General features: G+C 38.1%; 3 protein-coding genes, 1 pseudogene and 1 other annotated feature. Of the genes and pseudogenes, 3 read left to right on the top strand and 1 reads right to left on the bottom strand.

All coding sequences use genetic code 11. The annotated features are described in order from the left end of the window. A pseudogene (locus tag WFH18_RS16975) lies at positions 1–767 on the bottom strand (IS3 family transposase); the annotation flags it as partial. Next, positions 376–492, bottom strand: a sequence feature (AL1L pseudoknot). It overlaps the preceding pseudogene by 117 nt. Positions 768–856: 89 nt before the next feature. On the opposite strand from WFH18_RS16975, the gene WFH18_RS16970 reads away from it, so the two are divergent. The 3 genes from WFH18_RS16970 to WFH18_RS16960 all read left to right on the top strand — a co-directional run bounded on the left by WFH18_RS16970 (position 857) and on the right by WFH18_RS16960 (position 3,605). After that, positions 857–1,114 carry a hypothetical protein gene (locus WFH18_RS16970; RefSeq protein ID WP_004726728.1) on the top strand — a complete coding sequence of 86 codons (258 nt, stop codon included), beginning with the start codon at positions 857–859 and terminating at the stop codon, positions 1,112–1,114. A 920-nt stretch (positions 1,115–2,034) separates the two neighbouring features. After that, positions 2,035–2,340 carry a helix-turn-helix domain-containing protein gene (locus WFH18_RS16965; protein WP_000366814.1) on the top strand — a complete coding sequence of 102 codons (306 nt, stop codon included), beginning with the start codon at positions 2,035–2,037 and terminating at the stop codon, positions 2,338–2,340. Further along, the gene (locus WFH18_RS16960) at positions 2,340–3,605 is read left to right on the top strand and encodes a type II toxin-antitoxin system HipA family toxin (RefSeq protein WP_000934717.1); all 1,266 of its coding nucleotides are present in this window, start codon (positions 2,340–2,342) and stop codon (positions 3,603–3,605) included. Before WFH18_RS16965 ends, WFH18_RS16960 begins: the two co-directional genes overlap by 1 nt. Positions 3,606–4,288 lie beyond the last annotated feature (683 nt).

The following is a 4,288-nucleotide window of genomic DNA, read 5'->3' as shown; positions in this document are numbered from 1 at the left end:
GGTATAGACCCAGCCTGAATGAGTTTGAATATACGTAAAGTCACTGACCCATAATTGGTCAGGTCGATCAGCACTAAAATTACGTTTCACTAAATCATCTGCTCGTTTTTGATCATCTCGGTTGCGGGTAGTTTGTTTGTTCTTACCACGCCAAACACCTTGTATATCTAGCTTCTGCATCAATCGAGCAACTGTACAACGTGCAATAACATAGCCTTCACGTTTCAATTTTTGCCAAACTTTACGTACACCATATCGACCTGAACTTTCCTTCCAAATTCGTTTAATTTGTTCAGCATGATGCTTATCATGTAGATCTCGTTTCGCTCGATGTTCTGGATTGTCAGCGAGATCTAAAGTTCGGTAATAGGTTGAAGCTGCGATCGGTAAAATCCTACAAATCGCATCAACACCATATAAGTCTTTATTGTTATGGATGAAATCCATCATTATTTGTGTGGGCGGTCGAGCTCCGCCTGGGCGAAAAAAGCGGCTGCTTTACGTAGAATTTCATTGGCACGCTTTAATTCTTTAATTTCACGTTCCATTTGCTTCATTTTTTCTTGATCAGATATCTGTTGTACTTTAATAGGATTTTGCTGATCTAAATGCTTTTGATGCCAGGCACGAAGTGTTTCAGGAGTACAACCAATCTTAGGCGCAATTGCTGTGATTGCAGCCCAAGTAGAAGGATAATCTTTTTCAGATTCAATTAGTAATTGAACCGCTCTTTCTCTAATTTCGGGGGTATAGGTTGGTTTTTTCATCGGAATAGTCTCTCAGAATATTGAGTCTCCGACAAACCCGGTACGGTTCATACAGATTACATGCAGGTGAATTACTCTGTGGCTGTATCATGGCTTTTGTGCAATCCAATCCATTTGATCCGAATGTTCTCTTTTGCAATAAAGCAGCCTCTTCTGCTTTTCCTGAACCAACGAACTATGTCATTGATTTGATTCAACCGACAACAGTGATGCTGAATCAAATCTCCAAAGAAGGGATTAAATGCAAGAAATGTGGTAAGAAAAAGATAGGGGATGGAAGTTATTATCCGTCTAATTGGAACCAGCCCATGAGTCGAGATCAGTTGAGTAAGAATCATTTTAAATGAATAAGAGAAGGATGGCTTACCTCACTTCTCCGAATAACAATGCTATGCTTTTCAACCAAGGTTATAAATTGGCAACTACATTTCATTCTTCTTCATGCTGGTCCTATAGCCTGTAGACAATTACTACATCATTTGCATTCAATGCTCAATACAGCCTGTCAGCAGAACCGCAGCGATACTTTTTTTCGTGCATACATGTAGTGTTTAAATCCATTCATTTTTCAATGATCCTCTGCCGTTTATCACATTTATGGTCGATCTTTAACCTTGTGAAAAATGCACATACCGATCCCTTCAAACTGTCAAATTTATGTATGCATGACATTTAAAGAAAATTATCTGATCAATTTTTTTAGGTAAAATTCATCAAGAAAAAAGTTATTATTATTCATAACATCACCAATAACCACATAAAAACAATAATTTAATAAATTATTCTTCCAATTTTTTTATATTTAGTGTTATTACCTCTAAATCCATGTTTACCACCTTCTATTACATAAGTAATTTAGAAGTATCCACGATATAAATTGCTTGCCCTCACACCTCTCCCCTCTCACGCCCAAAAAATTTATACTGAAAGGCAGATTAAGCCCGTTCGAGTTACATATAGCCGCATGCTATATTGAAAGCATTAAGAAAATATCCTCAATATTTATAGGATTTTTAAAGTATGAACTAATTTTCGAAGAACCCTTTCTAAGTAATGTGACCTATTAGGAAAAATGAAAATACTGAAATCTCCGTATCAACAATCAGTCAAAGTACATCCTGATGATTTTCTGTAACCGATACCCAAGGACTATACCTACCCTTCTGATGTGCTGTGCAACAAAGCCCTCCTTAGCCACACTATAGCTATAGATTAATTCCATTATTTTGTGGTTTAATTAAATTATTCATTCTTAAGACCCAATTTAATGGATTTATATTTCACTAAACCAGAAGAAGTTGTGACTCTTTTAGGTGAGCGTTTACGTAAGCAACGACTCTTTCTGGAGATGTCTCAAGCTGAGGTAGCAGCACGCGCTGGTGTCGGCGTGAATACAGTTTCGAATCTTGAAGCGGGACGAAATGTATCTGTTGAAAATTTAGTCCGTATTGCAATGGTCTTGGGTCGATTAAACGAACTTCAGGAACTATTTAAACCTCAGCTTAACAGTGTGAATGACATTCTTCGCTATGAGAGTCAAAGTAAGCGCCACCGTATTAAGAGGAAGGGATAATGCTCAATAGACTTAATGTTTATTACAACGGTTGGGGCGAATCATGGTTATGGGGAACGCTGATTAGTTCAACAGCCACGACAGGTAGACCCACCATTGCTTTTGAATATAGTCCAGAAGCAATACAGCAAGGTGTTGAGCTCTCTTCTTACTTGCTGCCTTTAAAAGGTCTACCATTCAGACAAGGTTTTCCTACTCATCAAATGGGACTCCCAGGTCCAGTCTATGACGCTTTACCAGATGGTTGGGGCATGATGTTGATGGATCGATATTTCAAAAAAATTGGCTTAAATTCAGCACGAATTGGACCTTTGGAGCGTCTGACCTATATTAGTAGTCACGCAATGGGTGCCCTCTCCTTTGAACCTTGTGTTGCTGACATGCAAACCTCAGAAAATATCCCTTTACAACAACTGGCCCAGGAAGTTCAAGAAGTACTCAAAGGTGAAGGTGGTGAATTTCTACAGCATTTATTGGTCATGGGTGGCTCCCCTCAAGGTGCCAGACCAAAAGCGTTGGTTTACCGAGATCCTGTCAATTTAGAGTTTTCGACTCAAGATTCTGATCAACATGAAGCCTGGCTGATTAAGTTTCCTGCTCAGCAAGAGCATCCTGAAGTCTGCGCCATTGAAGCCGTCTATGCAGAATGTTTGCGACTTTGTGCAATTGAGACTCCAGATACCCATTTCTTTAATTTGCCCAATGGTTTAACGGCTTTTGCTTCTAAACGATTCGATCGTCAAAATGGTATGCGGATTCCAATGCAGAGTTTGGCTGCATATACAGGAGCAGACTATAAAGTTCCAGGTAGCCTAGACTATCGCAATTTTCTCCGGGCAACCTTGATGTGTACGCAAGATGTACGAGAAAGATTGCATGCTTTTAAACGTGCTGTGTTTAATGTGCTTTTCAATAATCGGGATGACCATACTAAGAACTTTTCATTTCTCATGGAGAAAAATGGTCAATGGAAATTGGCTCCAGCCTATGATGTGACCTTCTGCGAGGGTCCAGGTGGTTATCATCAAATGGACATTATGGGAGAAGCGCTCAATATTTCCCGAAATGACATACATAAACTCGGTACTTCAGAAGCTAATCTGACTACTCTAGAAGTCGATGAGATCATCTTGACCATGCGTGAAATTGCACTTCAATTTAGTCAAATTGCGCAGCGCCTGTATCCCCATCAAATTCGAGAATCTACCCTACAGATGATTCAATCACGGATTCAACAGAATATTGATTTTTTAACTGAAACCTAAGCGTAAATATAAACTAAGCGCCAACCATCAACTGCAAATAGACTTTGATATAGTTAGTCGCTACATAATCTGTAGAACCTGTGAATTAGCTCTCTTTATAATCACGAATATTAGATGGATCACCGCTAAGATATATTCTGCAAACGTGAAATCACTACATCCAGATCGAAAATCACTAAGAAAAAACTGTCACCAAAAAAAGGTCTGCACTATGGATAGATGCAGACCAAACTCTGGATAACTACCAGCACGAGAAATATGTCGCAATTTTGCATAGACATGAATTTGATAAAATCAGCCCAGAAAGCCAGAAATTCATAAAAACTATTTCATCAATCCCCTATAACTTAATCACGTTCATGGTCGATCTTAAATCTTGTGAAAAGTACTCATGCTGACCTAGCCAAACTGTAAAACTCATGTATTCATAGCCTTTAAATGAATCTTTCAATCGGTATATTTAAGGTAAAAACTAGTAATCAGAAGTTATTATCACCCCCATATAAAACAAGGATCAACTTAAAAACAATAACTTAGTAAATTATTCTTCCATTTTTTTTATATTTAGTGTTATTGTTTGCTTCTGCAATTGATGGATGATTTTCTTGTTGAGATTTCTTATCTTCGCATGGTGTTTCTTTACTACATCCACAACCACTCATAATTATACCCATTAAAAAAAT

The organism is Acinetobacter sp. USHLN143 (assembly GCF_037145695.1).
Classification (GTDB): Bacteria; Pseudomonadota; Gammaproteobacteria; order Pseudomonadales; family Moraxellaceae; genus Acinetobacter; species Acinetobacter fasciculus.
The sequence above is the reverse complement of the archived record's forward strand: the minus strand, read 5'-3'. Positions and strand labels throughout refer to the sequence as shown.

Excerpts from the sequence above, each read along its gene's own strand:
- WFH18_RS16970 (WP_004726728.1), top strand. The coding sequence starts at position 857 with ATGGCTTTTGTGCAATCCAATCCATTTGATCCGAATGTTCTCTTTTGC.
- WFH18_RS16965 (WP_000366814.1), top strand. The coding sequence starts at position 2,035 with ATGGATTTATATTTCACTAAACCAGAAGAAGTTGTGACTCTTTTAGGT.
- WFH18_RS16960 (WP_000934717.1), top strand. The coding sequence starts at position 2,340 with ATGCTCAATAGACTTAATGTTTATTACAACGGTTGGGGCGAATCATGG.